This window comes from Rhodovulum strictum (assembly GCF_009649175.1).
GTDB lineage: Bacteria > Pseudomonadota > Alphaproteobacteria > Rhodobacterales > Rhodobacteraceae > Rhodovulum > Rhodovulum strictum.
The window spans coordinates 237,454-263,491 of sequence record NZ_WJPO01000002.1 but is presented as its reverse complement, the minus strand read 5'-3'; the positions used below and the strand labels follow the sequence as shown (position 1 = coordinate 263,491).

Annotated in this window: 21 protein-coding genes; 8 read left to right on the top strand and 13 right to left on the bottom strand. The window is 68.8% G+C overall.

All coding sequences use genetic code 11. The features are described from left to right. Nucleotides 1-90 precede the first annotated feature (90 nt). Nucleotides 91-417 (bottom strand): heat shock protein HspQ, encoded by a 327-nt coding sequence (hspQ, locus tag GH815_RS02940; RefSeq protein WP_153747261.1) that lies wholly within the window; start codon nucleotides 415-417, stop codon nucleotides 91-93. Between the two features lie 213 nt (nucleotides 418-630). Between hspQ and GH815_RS02935 the strand changes: the two genes are divergently transcribed. Next, nucleotides 631-1,206, top strand: a complete 576-nt coding sequence (locus GH815_RS02935; RefSeq protein WP_153747236.1) for a transglycosylase SLT domain-containing protein — start codon at nucleotides 631-633, stop codon at nucleotides 1,204-1,206. A 7-nt stretch (nucleotides 1,207-1,213) separates the two neighbouring features. Here the strand turns inward: GH815_RS02935 and GH815_RS02930 are convergent, their stop codons facing one another. The 10 genes from GH815_RS02930 to GH815_RS02885 all read right to left on the bottom strand — a co-directional run bounded on the left by GH815_RS02930 (nucleotide 1,214) and on the right by GH815_RS02885 (nucleotide 9,033). Next, nucleotides 1,214-1,396 carry a Trm112 family protein gene (locus GH815_RS02930; protein WP_153747235.1) on the bottom strand — a complete coding sequence of 61 codons (183 nt, stop codon included), beginning with the start codon at nucleotides 1,394-1,396 and terminating at the stop codon, nucleotides 1,214-1,216. Then, complete coding sequence (locus GH815_RS02925; RefSeq protein ID WP_153747234.1) at nucleotides 1,393-2,037, bottom strand: LON peptidase substrate-binding domain-containing protein; 645 nt, start codon at nucleotides 2,035-2,037, stop codon at nucleotides 1,393-1,395. The genes GH815_RS02930 and GH815_RS02925 overlap by 4 nt, the downstream gene beginning before the upstream one ends. Nucleotides 2,038-2,064: 27 nt before the next feature. Beyond that, entirely contained in the window at nucleotides 2,065-2,976 is a 912-nt protein-coding gene (gene trxA, locus GH815_RS02920; protein WP_153747233.1) for a thioredoxin, read from the bottom strand. A gap of 73 nt (nucleotides 2,977-3,049) precedes the next feature. Continuing rightward, nucleotides 3,050-3,838: an exodeoxyribonuclease III gene (locus GH815_RS02915; RefSeq protein WP_153747232.1), complete on the bottom strand. Its 789-nt coding sequence runs from the start codon at nucleotides 3,836-3,838 to the stop codon at nucleotides 3,050-3,052. An 88-nt stretch (nucleotides 3,839-3,926) separates the two neighbouring features. Continuing rightward, nucleotides 3,927-4,349: an alternative ribosome rescue aminoacyl-tRNA hydrolase ArfB gene (arfB, locus tag GH815_RS02910; RefSeq protein WP_153747231.1), complete on the bottom strand. Its 423-nt coding sequence runs from the start codon at nucleotides 4,347-4,349 to the stop codon at nucleotides 3,927-3,929. A 244-nt stretch (nucleotides 4,350-4,593) separates the two neighbouring features. Next, on the bottom strand, nucleotides 4,594-5,214 hold the full coding sequence (locus tag GH815_RS02905; protein WP_153747230.1) for a queuosine precursor transporter: 621 nt from the start codon (nucleotides 5,212-5,214) through the stop codon (nucleotides 4,594-4,596). Nucleotides 5,215-5,281: 67 nt separating this feature from the next. Next, complete coding sequence (locus GH815_RS02900; protein ID WP_153747229.1) at nucleotides 5,282-6,232, bottom strand: esterase-like activity of phytase family protein; 951 nt, start codon at nucleotides 6,230-6,232, stop codon at nucleotides 5,282-5,284. Next, nucleotides 6,205-7,104, bottom strand: a complete 900-nt coding sequence (mepA, locus tag GH815_RS02895; protein ID WP_153747228.1) for a penicillin-insensitive murein endopeptidase — start codon at nucleotides 7,102-7,104, stop codon at nucleotides 6,205-6,207. Before mepA ends, GH815_RS02900 begins: the two co-directional genes overlap by 28 nt. Next, complete coding sequence (locus tag GH815_RS02890; protein WP_343030629.1) at nucleotides 7,089-8,417, bottom strand: MFS transporter; 1,329 nt, start codon at nucleotides 8,415-8,417, stop codon at nucleotides 7,089-7,091. The genes mepA and GH815_RS02890 overlap by 16 nt, the downstream gene beginning before the upstream one ends. A gap of 82 nt (nucleotides 8,418-8,499) precedes the next feature. Further along, complete coding sequence (locus GH815_RS02885; protein WP_153747226.1) at nucleotides 8,500-9,033, bottom strand: acyl-CoA thioesterase; 534 nt, start codon at nucleotides 9,031-9,033, stop codon at nucleotides 8,500-8,502. Between the two features lie 139 nt (nucleotides 9,034-9,172). Here GH815_RS02885 and GH815_RS02880 point away from each other — a divergent pair, with 139 nt between their 5' ends. The 3 genes from GH815_RS02880 to yaaA all read left to right on the top strand — a co-directional run bounded on the left by GH815_RS02880 (nucleotide 9,173) and on the right by yaaA (nucleotide 12,435). After that, a complete protein-coding gene (locus GH815_RS02880) occupies nucleotides 9,173-9,463 on the top strand; it encodes a YggT family protein (RefSeq protein ID WP_153747260.1) in 291 nt (96 codons plus the stop codon). A gap of 91 nt (nucleotides 9,464-9,554) precedes the next feature. After that, complete coding sequence (gene recQ, locus GH815_RS02875; RefSeq protein WP_153747225.1) at nucleotides 9,555-11,600, top strand: DNA helicase RecQ; 2,046 nt, start codon at nucleotides 9,555-9,557, stop codon at nucleotides 11,598-11,600. A 58-nt stretch (nucleotides 11,601-11,658) separates the two neighbouring features. Continuing rightward, nucleotides 11,659-12,435 carry a peroxide stress protein YaaA gene (gene yaaA, locus GH815_RS02870; protein ID WP_153747224.1) on the top strand — a complete coding sequence of 259 codons (777 nt, stop codon included), beginning with the start codon at nucleotides 11,659-11,661 and terminating at the stop codon, nucleotides 12,433-12,435. Between the two features lie 12 nt (nucleotides 12,436-12,447). Here yaaA and GH815_RS02865 read toward each other — a convergent pair whose 3' ends face one another. Next, nucleotides 12,448-15,030 (bottom strand): hybrid sensor histidine kinase/response regulator, encoded by a 2,583-nt coding sequence (locus tag GH815_RS02865; protein ID WP_153747223.1) that lies wholly within the window; start codon nucleotides 15,028-15,030, stop codon nucleotides 12,448-12,450. 140 nt (nucleotides 15,031-15,170) lie between these two features. Between GH815_RS02865 and GH815_RS02860 the strand changes: the two genes are divergently transcribed. Further along, nucleotides 15,171-20,609, top strand: coding sequence for an alpha-2-macroglobulin family protein (locus tag GH815_RS02860; protein ID WP_153747222.1), 5,439 nt, complete (start codon nucleotides 15,171-15,173; stop codon nucleotides 20,607-20,609). Then, nucleotides 20,606-22,630 (top strand): penicillin-binding protein 1C, encoded by a 2,025-nt coding sequence (gene pbpC, locus GH815_RS02855; RefSeq protein ID WP_153747221.1) that lies wholly within the window; start codon nucleotides 20,606-20,608, stop codon nucleotides 22,628-22,630. Before GH815_RS02860 ends, pbpC begins: the two co-directional genes overlap by 4 nt. 77 nt (nucleotides 22,631-22,707) lie before the next feature. Here pbpC and bktB read toward each other — a convergent pair whose 3' ends face one another. Beyond that, nucleotides 22,708-23,883, bottom strand: a complete 1,176-nt coding sequence (gene bktB / locus GH815_RS02850; RefSeq protein ID WP_153747220.1) for a beta-ketothiolase BktB — start codon at nucleotides 23,881-23,883, stop codon at nucleotides 22,708-22,710. A 397-nt stretch (nucleotides 23,884-24,280) separates the two neighbouring features. Between bktB and GH815_RS02845 the strand changes: the two genes are divergently transcribed. Further along, nucleotides 24,281-25,831: an FAD-dependent oxidoreductase gene (locus tag GH815_RS02845; RefSeq protein ID WP_153747219.1), complete on the top strand. Its 1,551-nt coding sequence runs from the start codon at nucleotides 24,281-24,283 to the stop codon at nucleotides 25,829-25,831. After that, nucleotides 25,828-26,016 carry a DUF2783 domain-containing protein gene (locus GH815_RS02840; RefSeq protein ID WP_343030623.1) on the top strand — a complete coding sequence of 63 codons (189 nt, stop codon included), beginning with the start codon at nucleotides 25,828-25,830 and terminating at the stop codon, nucleotides 26,014-26,016. Before GH815_RS02845 ends, GH815_RS02840 begins: the two co-directional genes overlap by 4 nt. Nucleotides 26,017-26,038: the final 22 nt, after the last annotated feature.

Below are 26,038 nucleotides of genomic sequence, written 5' to 3'. Positions count from 1 at the left end.
AAGACCTTCCTTTCCGCCATCGCCCTCGCCGCAACCGTCCTGTTCTGGCTTTGACGATCAATGAGTCTGGAGCCTAGGCCCGGCGCATCCTCAGTTCAACTGGAATTGCAGCGGGTAATGGCCATCCTCGAACTCGCCGAACAGATCGGAGAGGTCGGGATGGTCCACCGGCTCGCCGGTGTCGTCGGGCACAAGGTTCTGTTCCGAGACATAGGCGACGTAATAGCTGTGATCGTTCTCGGCCAGCAGATGGTAGAACGGCTGGTCCTTGGCGGGGCGGCTGTCCTCGGGGATGGCGTCGTACCATTCCTGGGTGTTCGAGAACATCGCATCGACATCGAACACGACTCCTCGGAAGGGGTGCTTGCGATGCCGCACCACCTGGCCGAGACTGTATTTCGCGCGTGTCGTTCGCATACTCATGCAACCCTCATAAGGTCACAATACTGCCGCAGCCGGGCCAGAGTCCATGCGACAGCGCGCGGCGCGCGGAAACAGATTGTGAAGCCCGGCCCCACAGTGCCGCGCCGCCTCGCGCTTTTCTGATCCGGGCGCGACGCTTGGGCGTTTTCCCCCGCTGCGAATTGGCATATGGTGGCGCCAACAACAAAGATAACGAGGCCGGGGCAGATGAGCAGGGTCCTTCTCGTGGTGGTCATTCTTGCGCTTGCAGGCTGCGGGGGGAACTATTCCGCCCCGCGCGAGCTTGACAATGCCTGCGGGATTGCGCGCGAGCGTCCGAACTATGTCCGCGCGATGGAGCGGACCGAACGACGCTGGGGCGTTCCCGTCCATGTGCAGATGGCGGTGATGCACCAGGAAAGCAAGTTCGTGGGCGATGCCCGCACACCGCATCAATTCGTGTTGGGGATCATCCCGATGGGCCGGCAAAGCTCGGCCTATGGCTATGCCCAGGCGATCGATTCCACTTGGGAAGACTACACCCGCGCCACCGGAAAGCGCGGCGCGCGGCGCGACAACATCAATGACGCGACCGATTTCATGGGCTGGTACATGACGCGAACGCGCGACATGCTGGGCATCCCGCTTCATGACGCGCGCAACCAGTACCTTGCCTATCACGAGGGGCGGGCGGGTTTTGCGCGGCAAAGCTACATGGCCAAACCCTGGCTCATCAAGGTGTCGGACCGGGTGGCGGATCGCTCGGAGCTTTATCGCGGCCAGCTGGCGCGCTGCCGCCGCTAGGGGGCGGTCAGTCGAGCCGTCGCGCCTCGTCCACCAGCATGATCGGGATGCCGCCCCGGATCGGAAAGGCAAGCCCGGCCGCCCGCGACACCAGTTCCTGCCGCTCGGCGTCATAGGCCAGCGGCGCATGGGTCACGGGGCAGACCAGCGCCTCCAGCATCTTGCGGTCGGGGTGAAAGGTCTCGGTCATTGCATCGTCTCCTCGTCGGTGCCGCTGCGCAGCGCGAATTCGATCAGCGTGACCAGCGTTTCGCGCCGCGTGCTCAGCGAAGGCGCTTCAAGCAGCGCCTGCTTGTCCTCGGGCGCAAAGGGGCAGAGCATGGAAAGCGAGTTGATCAGCAACTCGTCCTCGGCCTCCTTCATGCTGTCCCAGTCGGTCGCAAGGCCCCGGCTGGCGAAGTAGCGGCGCAACAGGTCCATCAGCGTCTTGCGGTCGAACCGGTTGTCATTCTCGCCGGGTCCAAGATCGCGGGCAAAACCGTCCCAGGACACGTCCGCGCGCAGATAGGGGGTGAACCCCGCCTGCTCGCGCGTGATCCGGTAGCGCGAGATGCCCGACAGCGTTATCATGTAGCGTCCGTCCTCGGTTTCCGAGAAGGCGGTCACGCGGCCTGCGCAGCCGATGGCATGCAGCTTGCGCTCGGCCCCGCCGGGCACCTCGCGCGGCTGGATCATGCCGATCAGCCGGTGCGGCGTCTTGAGCGTGTCGTCGAGCATCGCCAGATAGCGCGGCTCGAAGATGTGCAGGGGCAGCCGCGCCCGGGGCAGCAGAAGCGCCCCGGGAAGCGGGAAGACGGGGATGGTGTCGGGAAGATCGGCCGCTGAAAACATACCGGGCAAGCTAGGCCGCGACACCGGTCAGGCAAATATCATCGACGAGAGTTTCCGCCGCCCCTTCAGCACGATGGGATCCTGCGGTTTCAGCGCGTCGAAGATGGTGAAAAGCTGGGTCTTGGCCGCGCCCTCGTTCCACTCGCGGTCGCGGCGGAACAGTTCCAGCAATTCGTCAACCGCGTCCTCGACCTGACCGGCGGCATGCAGCGCCTTGGCCAGATCGAACCGCGCCTGGTGGTCGTCGGGGTCATGCTCGACCGCGGCGCGCAACTCGGCCACGGGCCCCGCCTCGGCCGCCTGCCGGGCCAGCGCCAGTTGCGCGCGCGCCGCCTCTATCTCGGGGGCCTTTGCGATCTCGGCCGGGACCGCAGCCAGCAGGCTCTCGGCCTGGTCGATCTCCTTCAGCGCCAGATGCGCCCGGACCAGCCCGCCATAGGCGCCCGCATGCGTCGGTTCCTCGCCCAGAATGGCGGCAAAGGTCTGCGCGGCATCGACCACCGCGCCCTCGGCCAGCATCTGTTCGGCCGCCTCGATCGCCTCGGAAAGCCCGCCATCGCCCGCCACGGCGGCAACCCGCTGGACAAAGGCCCGGATCTCGGATTGCGGCAGCGCGCCCTGGAACCCGTCCAGCGGCTGGCCCTGGAAAAAGGCATAGACCGTCGGGATCGACTGGATACGCAACTGCGCGGCGATCTGCTGGTTCTCGTCGACATTCATCTTGACCATGCGCACCTTGCCGCCCGCCGCGGTCACGGCCGCCTCCAGCATCGGGCCCAGCGTCTTGCACGGCCCGCACCAGGGCGCCCAGAAATCGACGATCACGGGCACCTCGCGGGACGCCTCGATCACGTCCTGCATGAAGGTCGCTTCCGAGATTTCCTTGATCAGGTCGCCCTGCGGCGCGACACCGCGCGCATTGCCGCCAAATTCCAGCATGGTCATCGTCTCCGCATGTCGTCGGTTTTGCGCCTTATATGAGCTTCCCGGGGCAAAACCCAAGGGCGAACTCCTACAGATCGAAGCTTGCCAGCACCGGCGCGTGGTCCGAGGGCTGCTCCCAGCCGCGCACGGCCCGCAGGATGCGGCTGCCATGCGCAGCGCCCGCGATGTCGGACGAGGCCCAGATGTGATCCAGCCGCCGCCCCTTGTCGGCGGCATCCCAGTCGCGGGCGCGGTAGGACCACCAGGAATACAGCTTTCCTGCGGGAATATCGGCACGGGTGACATCGACCCAGCCGCCCGCCTCCTGCGCCTGGCCCAGATGGTCGACCTCGACCGGGGTGTGGCTGACCACGTTCAGAAGCTGCTTGTGGCTCCACACGTCATCCTCGCGCGGCGCGATGTTCAGATCGCCCACCAGGATCGCGCGGTCCGGCCGATTGTCGCTAAACCAGTCGCGCATCTCCGAGACGAAATCGAGCTTCTGGCCGAATTTCTCGTTCACCATGCGATCAGGCACATCGCCGCCCGCGGGAACATAGACATTGTGGATCGTGACCCCGTTTTCCAGCCGCGCGGCAACGTGGCGGGCATGGCCGAGCGCCGCGAAATCCATGTCGCCCGCGTCTTCCAGCGGCAGCTTCGACAGGATCGCGACGCCGTTATAGCCTTTTTGCCCGCGCGCGACGACATGGCCGTAGCCCAGCGCCCGAAAGGTCGCCAGCGGCATCTTCTCGACCGGGCTCTTGCATTCCTGAAGGCACAGGATGTCCGGCGCCTCCTCGGTCAGAAGCCGTTTCACCAGCCCCTCGCGCAGGCGGATCGAGTTGATGTTCCAGGTGGCCAGTGTGAAGGGCATGCGCGCGTTTCTCTGTTGCGGGTCAATCCGGCGCCACCCTAGGCCGCCGCCCGAACGGCCTCAAGCCCCGGCCCGGCAGACCGCGGCGCTAGTCCTCGGTCGGGATACGGCCGCGCAGGGCCTTGACCTCGCCGCGCTCCTTCTTGGCCTGCACGCGGCGCCGTTTCGAGCCCAGCGTGGGCCGCGTCGGCACCCGGCGTTTCGGCGGTTCCAGCGCCGTGCGGATCAGATCGGCCAGCCGTTCGCGGGCAATCTCGCGGTTGCGGGCCTGGCTGCGGGTATCCTCGACCCGGATCAGCACCGCGCCCTCCAGCGTCCAGCGCCGCCCGGCCAGCCGTTTCAGCCGCGCCTTGACCGGTTCCGACAGGTTCGGCGAGCGCGCGGCCTCGAAGCGCAGGTCGACCGCGGTCGAGACCTTGTTGACGTTCTGCCCGCCCGGCCCGGACGACCGGGAAAAGACCTCGGTCAGTTCCCAGTCCTCGATGATGATCGTATCGGTGATGCGCAGCATGGGAACCGGCGGGACAAAAGGGAAAGGGCCGCCCGATGAAGGCGGCCCCGAGAGCTACGGAGATGGGCCGGTTAGAGCAATAGGCCCAATCGGGGATGTTCGGCCTTCGGGGCTGCCCTCAGGCCACGGCCCCCCCGACTGTTCCAACACCTCTCTCCAATATCACTCTAGACACTGGACCACCTCCTTTCTGCTGTTGCCGTTGGGGTCAGCCTGCCACAGATTTGGTGTATGTCCAGTTAATTCACGCAACCTGTGCCGTGAGCCGCCCAACAATAAGGCGAAACGGGACCAGCGCGATCAAGGCGAGGGCAAGTTTGACAGCCCAATCCGCCACCGCAAGCGACACCCAGAGCGGAACGACCGGCCCAAGCCCCAGCAACGGCAGCGCCTCGTTCGCCCAAGACACGTCGTTTGCGGGCTCGATCACGCTCAGCCAGGCCGAGAAGGCGATGGTAAAGAACAGCGCCGTATCGACGGTCGAGCCGATCAGCGTCGAGGCCAGCGGCGCCCGCCACCAGCGCCCCTCGCGCAGCCGGTCGAACACCGCCACGTCCAGAAGCTGCGCGGTCAGGAAGGCCAGCCCCGAGCCCAGCGCGATTCGCAGCGTCACCAGCGGGCCGAACTCGCCCATGATCTGCGTGCCCACGAAAGAACAGGCCACCCCCACCACGAACCCCGCGAACACCACGCGCCGCGCCGCCGCGGTCCCGTAGACGCGGTTCATCACGTCGGTCACCAGAAAGGCCAGCGGATAGGTAAAGGCACCCCAGGTCAGCCATTGGCCGAACAGGAACTGCACAAGGATGTTCGAGGCCACCACGATGGCGGCCATGGCAAGGATGCCGGGAAGCAGGCGGGTCATGGGCATGTGTTCCGTTTTGGCAAGGTCGCGGAGACTTGGCCCGCCGATCTGCGGCGGACGCGGTTTCCTAGCCCTCTGCGGCCGAACTGACAACCCGATATTCGACAAGCTCGTTGCGTTGCAGGGCAAGGCCGTTGTCGTCGGCCACCATCGTCAGCCGGATCGCGCCCGCGTCATCCTGCCAGACTGATATCCCCTCCAGATTGCCGTGCCGCCCGACCGGGGTTTCCAGCAGCACCGTTTCATCGCGTGGCCCGTCCGGTCCGATCTCGAAGCGGCGCACCCGGCTGCGGAACCCGATGGGCGCCATGAAATCGCGTTCGAGCAGATAGAACCGGCCGTCCGGCCCGAAATCGGCACCGACCGGCCTGAACCGGCCCCGCGCGGGCAGGCTGAAGGCCCGGGACCACCGGGTAGAGGCATAATGATCGGCCGGGGTGCCATCGCTGCGAATCTGCGGCGGGGGCAGGGGGAACCGATAGACCGGCACGCCCGCCGCATCGACAAGCGCCTCGGGCAGGGCATAAAGCGCCCCGTCGGGACCAAGCGCCAGCGCCTCGATCCCGCTATTCGGGCGCAGACGGTCGATATCGGGCAGGTCGGGCATCCAGGTCGCAGGTTCATGGATGTCGCGCCAGGACCGGACCCTGTGAAACACCTCGAACGAGACAAAGACCCGCCCATCGGGCGCGACTGCCAGCCCCTCGGCATCGCGCTCATGGCTGCGCATCCGGTGTCCCTGCATGTTCAGCATGAAGACCCTCGGTCCGTCCGGCTGAAACGCGACCGGGCGGCCATCCTCGCGTTCGATGCGGCCGGTCAGGAACCAGCCCCTGTCCGAGATCGCGACGAAGCGCTCTCCGTCCGGCGAAAGGTCGATCCCCGACAGGCCGACGAAATCGGGGGCTTTCGGGATGCCCAGGGTGGCGACATGCACCGCCTCGTCCGCCAGTGCGGGCAGGGCAAGGATCAGGCCCGCAATAAACGCGATCAGTCGGCGGCCAGGACGTTTCGGCACTGGGCGGGCAGGTCGGCCAGGGTGAATTCGCGCGGATGCCGCTCTTTCGGCGCGGGGGGCGGTTTCGTGCCGGGACGCGCCTTGGGCGGGTCGAGATACTCTGTCACCCACCATGTCAGCGTCTCGTCGCAGCCGTTCCCGCCCTTGGACAGGTCCGCTACCGTAGGCCGCTGCGTTTCGCAATGCCGATCGCCCGCGGGGCATTTCAGGCGGACGTGGAAATGCGTGTCATGCCCGTAAAGCGGCCGGATCTTCTGAAGCCAGGGGGTATCGGCCCGGGTCGCGGACTTGCACAACTCGATCTTGACAGGGGGTGTCACGAAGATGCGGTCCACCGCCGGATCCATCGCCGCCGCCCGCAGGATCGCCGCATGGGCACGGGTGTAATTGCCGCTGACCCGACGCTGGTCCTGACTGCGCACCGAGATCGAGGATATCTTCTCGCGCTCGGCCCGGCTCAGGTTCAGTCGCTGGGGCGGCAGCATCCAGATGTCGATATCCAGCCCGATCTGATGCGAGGAATGGCCCGAGATCATCGGCCCCCCGCGCGGCTGGCTGATATCGCCGATATAGAGCCCCGGCCAGCCGTAGCGCGTGACCTCGGCGCTGAACCGGCGGACAAAGGCGATGGCGTCGGGATGGCCCCAGTTGCGGTTGCGCGACAGCCGCATCGCCTGCCATGTGGGCCCGGTCTCGGGCAGTTCGACCAGCCCTGCCGCACAGCCCCGCGCATAGCTGCCGATTGCGGCAGGCTGCTGGGCCGAAGGCGCACGCTTGGCACCGAACAGCGCGCTTGCATTGGTCTCGGCCGCGGCCGGGGCGGCCAGCGCCAGACCCAGCCCCAGGATCAGCCCGGTCAAGATGCGCGCCATCTCTCCTCCCGTTCGCCATCTGCCCGCACGAAGACTAGCAGACCAAGGCCGATCAGGAAAAGCACAACCAGGGGTGTAATGCCCGCCTGCTGGCTGCCGGTCAGATCCGTCGTGATCCCGATGGCCAGCGGCGCTACAAAAGCCGTCGCCTTGCCCGCCAGCGCATAAAGGCCGAAGGCTTCGGTCATCCGCGCGGGGTTGGCCTGTCGCACCATCATCGTGCGGCTGGCCGTCTGCAACGCCCCGCCCGCCGCGCCGATGGTCGCGCCCAGCACATAGAACGCGATATCGGGCAGGTTCGAGCCGGGCGGCACCGCCATGCCGAACACGCTGTCGCGCGAGATGAAGATCACCCCGACAGCGACCAGCGTCAGCAGGATGACGTTGAACGCGATCACGGGCTTCGGCCCGAAACGGTTGTCGGCCAGCCCCCCCACCCACGAGAACACCGCGCTGGCGATCACGGCCAGAATGCCGAAGATGCCGACATCCACGACCGACCAGCCCAGCACACCCGCCGCATAGATGCCGCCGAACACATACATCCCGTTCAGCGCATCGCGATAGAACATCGACGAGCCCAGATAGGCCAGAAGGCTGGGGGTGCGGGGCAGGCGCATCAGCGTTGCGCGCAACTCGGGCAGGCAGGTGGCAAGCGCGCCGCGGGTGGTGGCCACGGGCGGTATGCGCGGCACCCGCACCCACAGGAAGAAGGGCAGCATGAACAGCACATACCACAGTGCCACGAACGGCCCGACAAAGCGCGTCCCCTCGCGCGTGTCGGGGTCAAGCCCCAGCACGGGGGCCAGACCGATCAGCGTCCGGCCTTCGGCATTCTCGGCGAAAAGCGCCAGCATCGCCACCAGCGCGATCACCCCGCCGACATAGCCAAACGCCATGCCGGTGCCCGAGATGCGGCCAAGCTGACTGCGCGGCCCCAGATCGGGCAGCAGCGCGTTGGTGAAGATCGTCGCGAACTCCATCCCGACCAGGCCAAGGCCGAACAGGAACAGGATCAGCGGCAGGCTGAACGTCTCCGGATGGGCCAGCCAAAGCCCCCCCGCGCCCAGGACATAACAGGCCGAGAATAGCACGATCCATGCCATCCGGTGCCCGCTCTTGTCGGCGACCGCGCCCAGGATCGGGGCCAGAACCGCGATCACGATGCCCGCCGCGCCGACGCCATAGCCCCATGCGGCCTGTGCCGCGCTGCCGTCGCCCAGCAATTCCTTGACATAGGGTGCAAAGATGAAAGTAAGCAGCAGCGTCGCATAGGGCTGCGACGCCCAGTCGAAGAACCACCAGCCCCAGATCCGCCGCCTGCCTGCCCCCGTCCTGCGGTTTTACCCATAAGACAGGGGAATTGACGCGGGTGCAACTCTGCTGCGGGTTGCCTCAGCCAGCCATCGGCGGCCAGGGACGGTGCGCCTCGGCGGCGATCCACTCGGCCACCCAACCCGGCAGCGGCGGCGAGGCGGTCGTCCGCCGCATCGCCTCCATCACGCGCACGGGCGCCACGATGCCGTTCGCATCCGTCACGGCCGAGCGGTAAAGCGCGTGATTGCAACACTCCTCGCCGCGCCACATGCCCTGTTCGATATAGATGAACCGCGCATCCCAACCGACGCAGCGGCTGCGGATCTGGAAGCGGTCGAACATCCGGACACGCCGCCGGTAGCGCACCGTCACCCCCGCCATGGTCAGCCCCCAGCCCTGTTCGCGCAGCGCCCCGATCAGCCCGACCCGCTTCGCCAGCGGCAGCCGCCCCAAATCCAGCAGCGTCAGCGTGCGCCCGTTGTTCAACTCCATCCACAGGTCCAGATCCCAGGGCCAGCACATGTGATGCGAGACATGGGTTCCGGTCAGCGGCAGCGGCGCGGCGTTGCGGTGGACGTGGAATTCCTTGGCAAGACGCAGGAAAGGATACATCGGCAGGCTCCGGTCGGGCGGGAGTTGCCTCGCGCGACGGGCGCCGGGCGTCAAGGGAAAACGCGGCGTCATGGCGGTTGCACCGCGCCCCGGCCCGGATTACCTGTCGGAAAACCTGATCCGGAAGGCTGATGACATGATGATGGCGATCTTTGCGTTGTTGAAACTGATCCTGGACGTCGTGTTCTTCATCATGATCGTCCACATCATCCTGAGCTGGCTGATCTCGTTTCAGGTGCTCAACACCCGCCAGCCGCTGGTGATGCAGATCTGGGACGGGCTGTCGCGCCTGCTAGAGCCGGTCTATGGCCCGATCCGGCGCATCCTGCCCAATACCGGCGCGCTCGACCTGTCGCCGCTGGTGGTCTTCGTGATCGTGATCGCGCTGCGCGACATCCTGCTGCCCACGCTCGCCTCGGCCTTCTATTAAGGCCGCGCTACGCCCTTTGGCTTGTCCCGGCTGCCCCGCTATGGGATGGTCGGGCAAAACCGAGCGGTAATCCGGACATCCCAAGGGGACAATGGCCTCAGCCCACGACCTTCTGTCGTCCGTCTTCGGATTCGACGCCTTCCGGCCGGGCCAGCAAGAGATCGTGGCCGCCGTCGCGGCGGGGCGGAACACGCTGGCGATCATGCCCACGGGGGGCGGCAAGTCGCTGTGCTTCCAGTTGCCCGCGCTGATGCGCGCGGGCGTGACGGTGGTCATCTCGCCGCTGATCGCATTGATGCGCGACCAGGTGCGCGGGCTGGCCGAGGCGGGCGTGGCCGCGGGCGCGCTGACCTCCGGCAATACCGAAGACGAAACGCGCGAGGTATTTGCCGCGCTGGATGCGGGGGCGCTGAAGCTTCTTTACATGGCGCCCGAGCGGCTGGCCTCGGCCGGGACGCTGACCCTGTTGCGGCGGATCGGCGTGGGCCTGATCGCGGTGGACGAGGCGCATTGCGTCAGCCAGTGGGGCCATGATTTCCGCCCCGATTATCTGCGCATCGGCGAATTGCGCCGGGCGCTGAACGTGCCGCTGGCGGCCTTTACCGCGACGGCGGATGCCGAAACCCGCGACGAGATCGTGGCGCGGCTGTTCGACGGGGTTGCACCGCAAACCTTCCTGCGCGGGTTCGACCGGCCGAACATCCACCTTGCCTTTGCCCCCAAGGACCAGCCGCGCCGCCAGATCCTGGCCTTCGCCGCCGCGCGCAAGGGCCAGTCGGGCATCGTCTATTGCGCGACCCGCGCCAAGACCGAGAGCCTGGCCGCCGCGCTGGCCGAGGCGGGGCATGCCGCCTGCGCCTATCATGGCGGGATGGAGGCCGGGCCGCGCCGGGATGTCGAGGCGCGGTTCCAGACCGAGGACGGGTTGATCGTGGTCGCCACGGTGGCCTTTGGCATGGGCATCGACAAGCCCGATATCCGCTGGGTCGCCCATGCCGACCTGCCGAAATCCATCGAGTCCTATTATCAGGAAATCGGCCGGGCGGGCCGCGACGGCGCCCCGGCCGAGACGCTGACGCTCTATGGCGCCGACGACATCCGCCTGCGTCGTGCCCAGATCGACGAAAGCCCCGCGCCGCCCGAACGCCGCGCCGCCGATCATGCCCGGCTGAACGCGCTTCTGGGTCTGGCCGAGGCGCCGTGCTGCCGCCGCCAGACGCTGCTGCGCTATTTCGGCGAGACCGCGCCCGACCCCTGCGGCCATTGCGATCTGTGCGACAGCCCGCCCGAGCGGTTCGACGCCACCGAAGCGGTGCGCAAGGCGCTGTCGGCGATGCTGCGCACCGGCGAAAGCTTTGGCACCCAGCACCTGATCGACATCCTGACCGGCACCGCGACCGACAAGATCCGCGCCCGCGGCCATGACCGGCTGCCCACGTTCGGCGTGGGGCGCGAGTTCGACCGGCGCGGCTGGCAGGCCGTCTTTCGCCAGATGATGGGGCGCGATCTGGTCCGCCCCGATCCCGAACGCCACGGCGCGCTGCGCATGATGGACGCTGCCCGCCCGATCCTGAAGGGCGAGGCCGCAATCGAGTTGCGCCGCGACACCATCGCCGCCGAGAAATCGCGCCCCGTGGTCAAGGCGCTGGTCTCCGACGAGGATGCGCCGCTGCTGTCGGCCCTCAAGGCGAAGCGCCGCGCGCTGGCCGAGGCCGCGGGCGTGCCCGCCTATATCATCTTCACCGACCGCACCCTGATCGAGATGGCCGAAACGCGACCCGAAACGCTGGACCAGATGGCGCGGATCGGCGGCGTGGGGGCAACCAAGCTCGACCGCTACGGCGCGGCATTCCTTGAGGTGATCGCCGGGGCGGCCGAACGGCCCCATCCGGCACGGCTGCGGCTGGCGGGGCGCGAAGCGGGCGAAATCTTCGACCGGCTGATGGAGGTTCAGCGCGATCTGAGCCGCGGCGAGGACGGCACCGGGAAATTCCTGTCCTGCCCCCACACCACGCTGCGCCACATCGCCGAGCGCCGCCCCGCCAGCATCGAGGACATGGCCCGCCTGCCCGGCATGGGCCCGGCCAAGGCCGACCGCTTCGGCCCCGCCTTCCTTCAGGTGCTGGCCGGGGAGTAGGGCTGGACGGCCCGGGGCGGTCTGCTATCTGTGCCGCCGGTTTCGGAAAAGGCTTCTCATGATCGTCGTCATTTCGCCCGCGAAACGGCTGGACCCTGCCCCGGTCGGGGGCATCAAACCCACGGCGCCCGCCTTTCAGGAGGACGCGGTGCATCTGGCCGGTGTTGCATCTGCGCTGAGCCCGGCCGATCTGACGAAACTGATGCATATCAGCGACAAGCTCGCGCGCCTGAATGCCGAGCGGTTCCGCGATTTCGCCGCCGCGCCCGCGCCCGAAGCGGTCAAGCCCGCGGTCCTGCTGTTCGCGGGTGACACCTATGCCGGGTTCGAGGCCGCCTCGCTGGACGCGGACGATCTGCGCTTTGCCCAGGACCGGCTGCGTATCCTGTCGGGGCTTTACGGGCTGCTGCGCCCGCTTGATGCGATCCAGCCGCACCGGCTGGAAATGGGGTCCAGGCTGAAAACCGGGAAGGGCGACACCCTTTATGCCTATTGGGGCGACAGGCTGGCATGCGCGCTGAACGCGGCGGCCGAGGCGGCGGGCACCGATATCCTGGTGAACTGCGCCAGCCAGGAATATTTCGGCGCGGTCGATCCAGCGGCGCTGCGCCTGCGGGTCATCACGCCGGTCTTTCTCGAGGACCGGCCGGGCGGGCCCAGGATCGTCAGCTTCTACGCCAAGAAGGCCCGCGGCGCGATGGCCCGCTTCATCGTCGAGCGGCGGCTGACCGATCCCGATGCGCTGCTGGACTTCGACGCGGGCGGCTATGCCCATGTCCCCGAGATGTCCGAGCCGGATCGCCCCGTCTTTCTGCGCGGCGCGGCCGAGGACTGAGCCGGTCGCCGCTCAGATCGCGCGCAGCCGCGGCAGGGTCTCGGCCGTGTCACCCGCAACGGAAGCGGCGGGATCGAGCGGCGCGCAATCGGCGGGGTGATGCGCCTCGATGGCGGCCAGGATGTCGCTCTTGCGCAGGGGCTTGGTCAGGCAGGCATCCAGCCCCGCAGCCAGGATATCCTCGGCATCGCCTTGCAGCGCATGCGCGGTCAGCGCGACGATGGGCACCGGCAGCGCAGCGGTTTCGCGTTCGATCCGCCGGATCGCGCCGGTGGCCTCCTTGCCGTCGCATTCGGGCATCGAGATATCCATGAAGATCAGGTCGGGCCGCACCTCGCGAAAGGCGGCGACTGCCTCATTGCCGTTGTCGGCAAAGCGCATGTCGACATTCAGCCCCTCGACCATCTTGCCCAGCACCAGACGGTTCGTGCGGTTGTCCTCGGCGGCCAGAACGCGCATGGGCCGACGCGGCGATGCGGGCCCGGGACCGGCCGCGGCCACAGAACCGGCCTGCACCGAGGGCGCAAGGGTCGAAATCGCCTCGTAGAGCGCGCGGCGCAGCACGGGTTTCTGCAACACAAGGTCGATGCCCGATTCCGAGTTGCGCCCGGTCTTGCCCAGGCAGGCGGGGTTCGAGGTCAGCATCAGGATCGGACCGGAATAGCCAGACCGTCGCAGTTCGCGGGCAAAGGTGAACCCGTCCATGCCGGGCATCCGGTGGTCGGTAATGACCAGATCGGTACTGTCGGCGACGCCCAGCGCGGTCTCGGCGGTCACATGACAGGTGACTTCAAGGCCCAGCTGGGACAGCTGGCGTTCCAGGATCGTGCGGTTCACCTCCTGATCGTCCACGACCAGCACATGCCGCACCGAGGCGGTTTCCGGGGCAGGCAGCGGCTCGCGTTCCTCGGCAACCGGCAGGGTCAGGCTGAAACCGAAACAGGCGCCCTCGCCCTTTTCGGATTCCAGCCAGATCTCGCCGCCCATCATCCCGATCAGCCGCCTTGTGATCGCCAGGCCCAGCCCGGTCCCCTCGAACTTGCGGTTCTGCTGGTCCTCGACCTGGTTGAACTCGCCGAAGATGTGGTCCTGCATGTCGCGGGAAATGCCGATGCCGGTATCCTCGACGGTGACGTTGATCTGCTGAAGCGCCCCTTCCTCGGCCTCGAAGCCGACGACACGGACCAGCACATGACCGCGCTCGGTGAACTTGATCGCATTGCCGACGAGATTGGTGAAGATCTGCCGGATGCGGCCGCGATCGCCGACGAAGCGGGTGGGCAGGAACAGGTCGTAGTCGATCAGGACATCCAGGTTCTTGTCCCGCGCGGGGGCCTGCAACAGCATCACGATCTCGTAGATCGTGCGCTCCAGATCAAACGGCTCGGGGTGAAGTTGCAGCTTGTCGGCCTCGATCTTGGAATAGTCGAGCACGTCGTTCAGCAGGCTCAGCAGCGCCTCGCCCGATTCCCGGATCGTGTGGGCGTAAAGCCGCTGTTCCTCGGAAAGCTCGGTCTCGCACAACAGTTCGGCCATGCCGACCACGCCGTTCATCGGTGTGCGCAACTCGTGGCTCATGTTGGCGAGGAAGGCGGACTTGGCGCGGTTGGCTGCCTCGGCGGCAACGCGGGCGCGGTCCAGCGCCATCTGCTGGCGCTTCTGTTCGGTGATGTCGACACGCAGCCCGACAAGCCCGCCATCAGGGGTGCGTTCCTCTAGGATGCGCAGCCAGCGGCCATCGGGCAAACGCTGCTCGATCATGCCCTCGGGGCGCTGGTGGCGGTTCATCCGCTCGGTCAGCCAGTCCTCTTCACGGCCCAGCGCCTCGGGATACTGGCCATTGCCCAGGCCGTAGCGCAGAATCTCCTCGAAACTGTTGCCCGGCTTCATGATCGGGGCGCTGTCGGCGTAGAAATCGCGGTAGCGGTCGTTGCACATCACCAGCCGGTCGTCATGGTCATACAGCACGAAACCGTCGGGGATCGCCTCGACCGCGGCCCACATGCGCATCATGTCGGTGATGTTCATCGAAAGGCAGACCATGTCGCCCGAGGGCGTGCGCCGATCCACGAGCTTGATGTAATCGCCGCTCCACAGCCGGACCACGCGGGTCGGCACCGGGTTCTGGTGCCAGCGCGTCAGGAATTCCTCGATCCAGTCCGAAGCCGCGCGCGCGCCGATATCGACGATCCCTTCCTCGACGCTCAGGCGCACGATCTCGTCATAGCGGATGCCGGGAACGACCGCCTCCAGCCCGTCGAACACCGACAGATAGGCCCGGTTGGCGATCACCAGCCGGTTCTGCGCGTCGAACAGTGCAAAGCCGTCCTTGACGGTTTCCAGCGAATCCCACAGCCGCTGCTTGGCCACATCGGCCTCGAGCGAGACCTCGGCAAGCTCGGACAGCACCTGGGTATTCTGCCCGCGCAGATCCTCGGCGGTCTGGCGGGTCTCGATGATCTCGTCGGACAGGGTCAGGGCATGCTGCGACAGCCGGCGGTTCGCCTCGAACAGCTCGCGGCTTTTCTGGTCGAGCAGGCGTTCGGCGGCAAGGCGCTTGCGCCGCTCGGTCGCCAGTCTCTCGGTCATGTCCATGCGCGGGGTCTCCACGGGGTTTCCGCAGTCTGGTCGGATCAGGGTGAACAGCCGATTAACGCAAACGGAGGAATCGTTGCCATTCGCCGCCGGGCCGTGCCAGCATCCCGTCGCGAGGCGACGTGCAGAAGGAGACCGCGATGCGCCGGTTTGCCGCCCTTTTCTGTCTGATCTTCCTTGCCCTTCCCGCGCTGGCCCAGCCCATGCCCGGCCCGGTTCCCGACACGCGGCTGGCGATATCGCGCGATGTGGATTTCCCCGGCGGCGATCTGCGCAACCTGTTCGATTCGGATTTCGAGGCCTGCGCGCGCGCCTGCCTGACCGATCCCGCCTGCACCGCGCTGACCTTCAACACCCGCTCGAATGCCTGTTTCCCCAAGGCCGCCGCCACTGCCAGCCTGCCCTATCAGGGCGCCCTGTCGGCCCGCGTTCTGCGCACCGATCCGACGATTCTGGGCGGCGTGGCCGCGCGGGTGGCCGAACTGGATTTCCTGCGGCCCGAGGATCTGTCAGCCGCGCGAACCGCGGCCGAGGCCCTGTCGCGGCGCCATCATGTGAATGAACGACCGCTGGAAGACTGGCTTCAGGCCGCCGCCGAGGCCCGCGCCGCAGGCCAGATCGCCGAGACGCTGGGCCATACCGGCGCGGCGCTGGTGCTGGCCGATACCGGCGCGCTCTGGATCGAATATGCCAGCCTCACGCTGGCCCAGCCCACCCAGAACGCCGAGGCGCGGCGCAATGCGCAGAACCGTGCGCTGTCGGCCGCGATCAACGCCCATCTGCGCAGCCCCGCGCCTGCGACCCGCGCGCAGGCGCTGGTCGTGATGGCCGAGGCGCTGGAGGCCGTGGGCCGCGGGCGCGAAACGGTTCCGGCCCTGCGGCTGGCCCAGACGCTGGCCCCGCGCGACGACATCGCCGAACGGCTGGACGCAGCGATTGCGAAACACGGCTTCCGCGTGGTCGAGACCGACGTGGAAAGCGACGCCCCCAGCCCGCGCATCTGTACCCGCTTTTCCGAACCGCTTGCCCGTGGCGCGGATTTCGCGCCCTTCGTCCAGCTTCCCCAGCCCGGTCTTGCCGTCACGGCCGAGGATGACCGGCTCTGCGTCGCGGGCCTGCGTCATGGCGAAAGCTACCGACTGATGCTGCGCCCGGGCCTGCCCGCCCAAAGCGGCGAGGTTCTGGCCCACCCGGTGGAACTGACCCAGTATGTCCGCGACCGCAGCCCCGCCGTGCGCTTTCCCGGCCGGGCCTATGTACTGCCCCGCACGGGCGAGGCCGCGCTGCCGGTGGTCACCGTGAACACCGACCGGCTGGACTTGCGGCTGCACCGGATGTCCGACCGAAACCTGCTGCGCGCGATCCAGGACGGCTATTTCGGCCGCCCGCTTTCGCCCTGGCAGGAGGATGCGTTCTCGGCCGACATGGCCGAACAGGTCTGGACCGGCACCGGCGAGGTCGGGATGGAGCTGAACCGCGACGTCACCACGCGCCTGCCGCTGGACGAGGCGATCGCCGGGTTGCCTGCGGGGGTCTATGCGCTGCATGCGGCGATACCGGGGGCCGATCCCTATGATCGTCCGGCCGCGACGCAATGGTTCGTGCTGTCCGATCTGGGGCTGGCCACGATGGCGGGGACGGACGGGCTGCATGTCTTCGTCCGCTCGCTGGCCAGCGCCGAGGCCAAGGCGGGGGTCACGGTATCGCTGATGTCGCGGGCGAACCGGGTTCTGGGAACGGCGGTGACCGATGCGGCGGGCCATGCGACCTTTGCGGCGGGGCTGATGCGCGGACAGGCCGGGGCGGCCCCCGCGCTGGTGACGGCCGAGGAGGGAGAGGCCGATCTGGCCTTCCTGTCGCTGACCGAGCCCGAATTCGATCTGTCCGACCGCGGCGTAGAGGGGCGCCCGCCCGCGCCGCCCGTCGACATCTTCGTGACGACCGAGCGCGGCGCCTATCGCGCGGGCGAGATAGTGCGCGCCACCGCACTGGCCCGCGACGGGCGGGCCGAGGCGGTCGAGGGGCTGCCGCTGACCGCGATCCTGACCCGGCCCGACGGGGTGGAACACACCCGCGCGCTGTCGCCGGGCGGCGTGGCGGGCGGGCATGTCTTTGCCCTTGGTATCGCCGCAACCGCCCCGCGCGGCACCTGGACACTGGCCATCCATGCCGAACCCGATGCCCCGCCGCTGGCCACGCAAAAGCTGCTGGTCGAGGATTTCCTGCCCGAGCGGATCGACTTCGACCTGTCGCTGGCAGAGGGGCCGCTGCGCCTGTCGGACCGGCCGGTTCTGGGCATCGCGGCGCGCTATCTTTTCGGCGCGGCCGGGGCCGATCTGGCCATCGAGGGCGAGGTTCGGCTGGCGGCGGTGGACAGCCTGCCCGCCCATCCCGGTTTCCGCTTCGGCCGCCATGACAGCCGCATCGCGCCAGAGCTTGCGGTGATCGAGGGCGCACCCCGCACCGATGCCGAGGGCCGCGCCGCACTGCCGCTGGCCTTCCCCGGGATCGAGGCCGAGGGCAAGCCGCTGGAGACCGAGATCGTGGTGCGGCTGGCCGAGGGCTCGGCCCGCCCGGTCGAACGCCGGCTGACCCGCACGCTGGCGCCCGATGCGCCGCTGATCGGCATCAGGCCGCTTTTCGACGGCGTCGTGGGCGAGGGGACAGAGGCCGGGTTCGAATTGCTCGGACTAGGCCCGGACGGGACACCGCAGGAGATGCGCATCGACTGGGCGCTGAACCGGGTCGAGACGCGCTATCAATGGTACCAGATGCATGGCGACTGGGCGTGGGAGCCGGTGACCACCCGCAACCGCGTCACCAGCGGCGCGGCGGTGCTTGCGGGCGGGCGGCTGTCGCTGGACCTGCCGGTTCAGTGGGGCCACTACGAACTGGTCGTCACGCGCACGGACGGCCCCTTTGCCGAGGCATCGGCCGAATTCTTTGCGGGCTGGTATGCCCCCGCCGATACCAGCCGCACCCCCGACATGCTTGAGGTCGCGCTGGACAAGCCCGCCTATGCGCCGGGCGAGACCGCAACGCTCAGGATCGTGCCGCGGGCGCCGGGCAAGGGGCTGGTCACGGTCATGTCGAACCGGCTGATCGACATGGTGCCGGTCGATCTGGTCGCGGGCGAGAATACCGTTGCCCTGACCGTAACCGAGGAATGGGGCGCGGGCGCCTATGTCGCCGCGACGCTGATCCGGCCGATGGACGCCCCGGCGGGCCAGAACCCGGCCCGCGCGCTGGGGTTGGCCCATGCCACGGTCGATCCCGGCCCGCGCCGCCTGCGCGCAGATTTCGAGATGCCGGCCGAGGCCCGACCGCGCGCCCCGCTTGAGGTCGCGCTGAAGGTCGAGGGCCTCCAGCCGGGCGACACCGCCCATGCCACGATTGCCGCTGTCGATCTGGGCATCCTGAACCTGACGGGCTTTGCCAGCCCCGATCCCGATGGCCATTATTTCGGCCAGCGGCGGCTGGGGATGGGCCTGCGCGATGTCTATGGCCGCCTGATCGACGGGATGAGCGGCGAGATGGGCCGCGTCCGTTCGGGTGGCGATGCCGGGGCCGGGCTGCGGATGCAGGCACCGCCCCCGACCGAAGACCTTGTCGCGCTGTTCGCGGGGCCGGTTCAGGTGGGGCCGGACGGGTATGCCCGCGCCCGGTTCGACCTGCCCGCCTTCAACGGCACCCTGCGGCTGATGGCGGTCGCGTGGTCCAGGACCGGGCTGGGGCAGGCCGAGGCCGATATCCTTGTGCGCGATCCGGTCGTGGTGACCGCCAGCCTGCCGCGCTTTCTCGCCCCCGGCGACCGCAGCCGGTTGCTGCTGGAAATCGTGCATGCCACCGGTCCGGCGGGGCGGATGGGGCTGTCGGTGACGGGCTCGGGCGTGGCGCTTGATGCGGCGGCGATCCCGCCGGAGCTTGATCTGGCCGAGGGGGGCAAGGCCACGCTGTCGATCCCCGTGATGGCCGGCGACCCCGGACTTGCCGGGATCGACGTGACGCTGACCACCCCCGATGGCCAGGCACTGAGCCGGCGACTGGCGCTGCCGGTCGAGGTAACCGACCCCGAGGTGCTGCGAAGCTCGCGCTTCACGCTGGCCGATGGCGACCGTTTCACCGCCGATCAGGCGATATTCACCGGCTTCCAGCCCGGCACGGGGCGCGCGACGCTGGCCATCGGCCCCATCGCACGGCTGGATGCGCCGGGGCTTCTGGCCGCGCTTGACCGCTATCCCTATGGCTGCACGGAACAACTGGCCTCGGCCGCGCTGCCGCTTGTCTATCTGGATGAGATCGCGGTGGCGATGGGGCTGGGGGCACGCGACGACCTGCGCGCCCGCGTGGATCAGGCCATCGCGGCAGTGCTGGCCAATCAGGCGCCGAATGGCAGTTTCGGGCTCTGGCGGCCCGAGGCGGGGGATTTCTGGCTTGATGCCTATGTCACCGATTTCCTGAGCCGCGCCCGCGTGCAGGGCTTTGCGGTTCCCGCCCATGCCTTCCGCGCGGCGCTGGACAATCTGCGCAACCGGATCGCCTATGCCCCCGATTTCGACGAGGGCGGCGAGGATATCGCCTATGCGCTGATGGTGCTGGCGCGCGAGGGGGCCGCGGCGATGGCGGACCTGCGCTACTATGCCGATGTCAAGGGCCGCGCCTTTGCGACCCCGCTGGCGGCCGGGCAACTGGGCGCGGCGCTGGCGGCTTACGGCGATCCGGTGCGGGCCGAGGCGATGTTCACCCATGCCGCGGGCCGGATGGGCGCGCGGATGGGCGCCGACGAACCACCCCTCTGGCGCACCGATTACGGCACCGACCTGCGCGATGCCGCCGGACTTCTGGCACTGGCGGCCGAGGCTGGCAGCGCGGCGGTCAATCGCACGGTTCTGGCCGATTACGTCGCCGCGCCAGGCCGGACACGCTCGACCCAGGAGGCGGTCTGGACGCTTCTGGCCGCGCATGCGCTGATCGACCGGCCGGGGGCGGCGGGCTTTACCCTGAACGGTGCGCCGCTTGACGGGCCGCTGGTGCGGCTCTTGCGCGACAGCGATGCCCCGGCGGTGATCGGCAACGGCAGCGGCGCGGACGAGGTCCTGACGCTGACCACCTTCGGCGTGCCCGACACGCCCGAGCCCGCAGGCGGCAACGGTTTTGCCATCACGCGCCGACACTACACGCTGGATGGCACGCCCGCGACGCTGGACGCCGTCCCCGCGGGAACGCGGCTCGTCACGGTGATCGAGGTCACGCCCTTCACCCCGACCGAGGCGCGCCTGATGGTGGCCGACCCGCTGCCCGCAGGCTTCGAGATCGACAACCCGAACCTGATCCGCGCGGGCGATATCCGGGCGCTCGACTGGCTGGACGTGACCGAAGACGCCGCCCATACCGAGGCGCGGCAGGACCGGTTCCTGGCCGCGGTCGATCTGCGATCGGATGCGCCGATCCGGCTGGCCTATATCCTGCGCGCCACCGCGCCGGGCAGCTATCGTCACCCCGCCGCCAGCGTCGAGGACATGTATCGCCCCGACCGCCGCGCCTGGACCGATACGGGCCGCGCCTCGGTCAGCGAATGAGGCGGCTGCCGCTGGTCCTTGTCGCGGCGCTGTTCATCGGCGCGGCGGCGCGGGATGCAACGGATCGCTGGATCGCGGCAACCGATCTGCCGGTGCTGGTGGCCGAAAGCTCGGCCGAGGTGCTGGACCGCAACGGGGTGCTTCTGCGCGCCTATACGGCTGCGGATGGGCGCTGGCGGCTAGCGACCAGCCTTGATGCCGTGGATCCCGGCTATCTGGCGATGCTGATCGCGCGCGAGGATCGCCGCTTCTACCGCCATCCGGGCATCGACCCGCTGGCGCTGGCGCGCGCGGCGGGGCAGGCGCTGCGCCATGGCCGCGTCGTCTCGGGCGGCTCGACGCTGACGATGCAGGTCGCACGGCTGCTGGAGGACAGCGGCACCGGGCATTGGGGCGGCAAGCTGCGCCAGATGCGGGTGGCGCTGGCGCTGGAACGACGGCTGGACAAGGACGAGATCCTGACGCTGTACCTGAACCGCGCGCCGTTCGGGGGCAATCTCGAAGGGCTGCGCGCGGGCAGCCTGGCCTGGTTCGGCAAGCCGCCGCGGCGGCTGAGCCCCGCCGAGGCCGCCCTGCTGGTCGCCCTGCCCCAGGCGCCCGAGGACCGCCGCCCCGACCGCAATCCTGCCGCCGCGCGCGCCGGGCGCGACCGGGTGCTGGCGCGGATGGCACAGGCGGGCCTGCTGGGGGCCGGGGATCTGGCCGCCACCACCCGCGCCCCGGTGCCCGAGACCCGCCACCCCTTCCCCGCGCTGGCCCCGCATCTTGCCGACCGCGCCCGCGCCGCCGATCCGGGCGCGGCGCTGCACCACCTGACGCTGGAGGCCGGGTTGCAGGCGCGGCTGGAGCCGCTGTTGCGCCGCACGGTCGCCCCGCTTGGCCCCGGCCTGTCGGCGGCGCTGATCGTCGCCGACCACCGCACGGGCGAGATCCTCGCCCATCTCGGCAGCCCCGATTTCACCGACAGCGCGCGGGCGGGCTATGTCGACATGACCATCGCGCCCCGCTCGCCCGGTTCGACCCTGAAGCCGCTGGTCTATGGCCTTGCCTTCGCCGAGGGGCTGGCCCATCCCGAAACGCTGATCGAGGATCGCCCGGCCACTTTCGGCAGCTACCGGCCGTCCAATTTCGACGGCACCTTCCGCGGCACGATCACGGCGCGCGCGGCGCTGCAATCCTCGCGCAACATTCCCGTCGTGGCGCTGGCCGAGGCGCTGGGGCCTGCGCGGCTGGTCGCCGGGCTGGAACGCGCCGGAATCACGCCTGCGATTCCCGGCGGGGTGCCGGGTCTTGCCGTCGCGCTGGGGGGGCTGGGCGTGACACTCGAAGACCTTGCCCGTCTCTATGCGGGGATCGCGAATGGCGGGCGCGCGGTCGGGCTGCACTGGCAGACCGCAGACGCACAAACCACCCCCGGCCCCGCCATCCTGCCGTCCGAAGCCGCCTGGCAGGTGGCCGACATCCTGCGCGGCACGCCTGCGCCGCCTGCCGCGGCCCAGGGGCGGATCGCCTTCAAGACCGGCACCTCCTATGGCCACCGCGATGCCTGGGCGGTGGGCTTCGACGGCGCGCATGTGATCGCGGTCTGGATCGGCCGCCCGGACGGGACGCCTGTGCCGGGCGCCTTTGGTGCCGACAGTGCCGCGCCGCTGCTGTTCGAGGCTTTCGCGCGGCTGAAACCCGCCCCCCACCCGCTGCCGCCCCCGCCGCCCGGCACGCTGATCGCGGCCAATGCCGACCTGCCCCAGCCGCTGCGCCGCTTTGCCCCTGCGCAAGCCACCGGGCCGCGGCTGGCCTTTCCGCCGGATGGCGCCACGCTGGCGCCGGGGCTCGGCCTGCTGCCGGTGCGGCTGGACGGCGGCACGCCGCCCTTCACCCTGCTTCTGGACGGTGCCCCGGTCGTCACCGGATTACGGCTAAGGGAAACGCATCTGCCCGCTCCCGGCCCGGGCTTTGCAACCCTGTCGGTGATCGATGCCACCGGTCAGGGCGCACGCGCCAGCATCCAGTTCGCGCCCTGATCTTCTTCTTGGAAAAAATACCCATGTCGGTCGGCCCGCAAACCGCAATACGGTCGGGGTGACTCGTCATTCTCCGCTCAGGGCCGCTCCAGCGCCAGGGCAATCCCCTGTCCGCCGCCGATGCACATGGTGACAAGCGCCCGCCGGCCGCCGATGCGGGCAAGCTCGTGGATCGCCTTGACCGTGATGATCGCCCCCGTCGCGCCCACCGGATGGCCCAGCGCGATGGCGCCGCCATTTGGGTTGACCCGGGCCGGATCGAGCCCGAGCGCGCGGGTGACCGCGATGGCCTGCGCCGCAAAGGCCTCGTTGCTTTCGACCACGTCGAAATCCCCGGCGCGCAACCCCGTCCTGGCCAGCAGCGCCTCGACCGCCGGAACCGGCCCGATACCCATCACCTCGGGCGCGACCCCGGCATGGGCATAGCCGACCAGACGGGCAATCGGCTCCAGCCCCGCCGCCCGGGCGGCGTCTTCACGCGCCAGGACCAGTGCGGCCGCGCCGTCATTGATGCCGCTTGCATTGCCCGCGGTCACCGTGCCGTCGCGCTGAAACGCGGGGCGCAGCGCCGCCAGCGCCCCGGGCGTCGTCTGCTTGGGATGCTCGTCCACGGCAAAGCCGCGGGTCTCGCGCCGGATTGTGACCTCGACAGGCACGATCTCGGCCGTGAACCGCCCCTCGGCGATGGCGCAGGCGGCGCGGGTCTGGCTTTCCAGCGCAAAGGCGTCCTGATCGGCGCGCGACACGCCATGCGCGGCGGCCACGTTCTCGGCCGTCACGCCCATATGGCCGGTGCCGAACGGGCAATTCAGCGCGCCCAGCATCATGTCCACCGCGCCCGCATCGCCCATCTTCTGACCCCAGCGCGCGGCGGGCAGAAGATAGGGCGCACGGCTCATGCTTTCGGCGCCGCCAGCCAGCCCGAAATCGGCCTCGCCCAGCATCAGCGCCTGCGCGACCGAGACGATGGCCTGCGCCCCCGAGCCGCACAGCCGGTTGACGTTCATCGCCGGGGTCGTGTCGGGGATACCGGCCTCCAGCGCCGCGACGCGCGACAGATACATGTCCCGCGGCTCGGTATTGATGACATGGCCAAAGGCGACATGGCCGATGCGCGCGCCCTCGATCCCCGCCCGGTCCAGCGCGGCGCGGGCGACATGGGCGCCCAGCGCGGTCGGCGGCACGGCGGCAAGGCTGCCGCCAAAGGCGCCGATGGCGGTGCGCGCGCCGCTCAGGATGACGATGCCGGTCATGTGTTCTTCCTCCCCACTGATCCGGCATCCTTGATAGCGCAGCCCGCCGCGCGACGCGCAGCGTGACGTAGCGTCGGGGCGTCCTTGACCCTTTGGCACATGCGGCAGGCCGCCGCTCTGGCGGACACAATCCGGCCGCCAGACCGGGATTCGACGACGATCCCGATACCGGGATGCTTCCCGGCCCGCCTGCTCTGCGCTGCCTATAAAAAAAGCGGTTGCAGAGGGCCGCAGGGTGGCAGAGGTTAACGGCCGGGTGGCGGGCCGGATCGACGACCCCTGTGGGAGAGTGCCATGGGCAACAACCCCCGCCCTTGGCCCTGCCAGCACGGCGACCTGCCGCGCGCGCGCAGGCCAGGCCGGGCAACAGCGGACCGGCGCGGCGGGAGGCGGCGCAATGGCCTATGACTACAAACGCTTTGCCTATGTCCCCCCGCCGGGCCTGAGCATGTCCGAACCGCGGCACAAGGCGATCATCGTCGGGGCGGGGCCGGTCGGGCTGGCGATGGCGCTGGAACTGGCGAACCGGGGGGTGGCCTCGGTCCTGCTGGATGACAGTGACGTGGTCTCGACCGGTTCGCGCGCGATGTGCTGGTCCAAGCGCAGCCTCGAACTGTTCGACCGGCTGGGCATCGCCGACAAGGTTCTGCAAATGGGCATGAGCTGGAGCGTCGGCCGCGTCTGCCATGGCGATGACGAGATCTTCAGCTTCGATCTTGCGGCCGAGCCCGGCCACCGGATGCCGCCTTTCGTGAACCTCCAGCAATATCATGTCGAACAATTGCTGGCCGAACGCGCGCTGGCCGAGCCGCAGATCGACCTGCGGTTCCGCAACCGGGTTACCGGGCTCGATCAGGACGATGCGGGCGCGCATGTCACGGTCAGGACGCCGGACGGAACCTATGGGCTGAGCGCCGATTACCTGATCGCCTGCGACGGCGCGCGCTCGACGATCCGGGCGATGCTGGATCTCGATTTCGAGGGCGATCTGTTCGAGGAACGCTTCCTGATCGCCGATATCGAGATGGAGGCCGATTTCCCGCCGGAACGCTGGTTCTGGTTCCAGCCCAGCTTCCATGACGGGCAATCGGCACTGCTGCACCGGCAGGCAGACAACATCTACCGGATCGACCTGCAATTGGGCCCCCATGCCGATCCCGGGCACGAGTGCAAGCCCGAGACGGTGATCCCCCGGATCGAAAAGGTCGTCGGCCCCGATTTCGAACTGGATTGGGTCAGCATCTTCAGCTTTCAGTGCCGGCGGCTGCGCGACTTCGTTCATGGCCGGGTGATCTTTGCCGGCGACAGCGCCCATGTCGTCGCGCCCTTCGGTGCACGGGGCGGGAATAGCGGGTTGCAGGATGTCGACAATCTGGGCTGGAAGCTGGCGGCGGTGCTGCATGGCGATGCGCCCGCCAGCCTGATCGACAGCTACAATCGCGAGCGGGTGCAGGCCGCGGACGAGAACCTGCTGCACTCCAGCCGCGCGACCCGGTTCATAACCCCGGCAAACGGCGCAGAACGGCTGTTCCGCGATCAGGTTCTGGCGCTGGCGCGCAAGGCGCCCTTTGCCCGGGGCTGGGTCAATGCCGGGCGGCTGTCGACGCCCTGCATCTATGCCACCAGCGCCCCCGACGACGCGCGCCTGCCCGAAATCTCGTGCCCCGGTGCGGTGGCGCCCGATGCGCCGCAGGGCGAGGGCTGGCTGCTGACTGCGCTTGGCCGCGGGGTTGTGCTGCTGGCGGTCAATTGCGAGCCGCCGACCGGACTGGACCTGCCGGTTCTGGTGGCCGAGGTGAATGATCTGGTGGCAGAGCGGTATCTGGGGCGGGCGGGGCGGGCGCTGTACCTTGTCCGGCCGGATCAGGTGATCGCCGCGCGCTGGGTCGAGGCCGATGCACGGCAGATCAGAAAGGCACTGGCGGCGCTGTGGGAGGGACGGCCGTGACGCTGATCGACACCCCCAATCTGGACGATCCCGACGGCTTTCTTGCCGAACTTCTGGCCGCCCATCGCGGCCTGACCGAGTCGCAAAGCCACGCGCTGAACGCCCAGCTGATCCTGATCCTGGCCAACCATATCGGCGACCGCGCCGTGCTGCGCGCGGCGCTGGATCTGGCGCGCAAGGTGTGACGCGCCAGACCTTGGTTCGACG